The sequence below is a fragment of the Streptobacillus felis genome, assembly GCF_001559775.1.
GTDB lineage: Bacteria > Fusobacteriota > Fusobacteriia > Fusobacteriales > Leptotrichiaceae > Streptobacillus > Streptobacillus felis.
Genome location: NZ_LOHX01000213.1, coordinates 1 through 224, shown reverse-complemented (window position 1 = coordinate 224; position 224 = coordinate 1). Strand labels below are relative to the sequence as shown.

Sequence of the window (224 nt, the reverse complement as noted above, 5' to 3'; positions counted from 1 at the left end):
CCCAATCATCAAAACTACATATCCCTATATCATCATCTTCTATATCAAATCCTAATTTCTTAATACTTTGCAATACTTCTAACAATACCTTACCATTCATACAAAATATTGCTTTTCTTTTATTATTTCTATTAAAAAAATTAAGTATCTTAACTCTTAATTTTTCTTCATCTTTTTCTTCATAAATATATGTAATATCCTCTTTTATTCCAAAAATGTTTTCA

At 22.8% G+C, this 224-nt stretch carries 1 protein-coding gene; it reads right to left on the bottom strand.

The features are described 5' to 3' along the window. The coding region (locus AYC60_RS08990; protein ID WP_197416949.1) for a type 1 periplasmic-binding domain-containing protein at nucleotides 1-224 on the bottom strand (224 nt) is incomplete at both ends.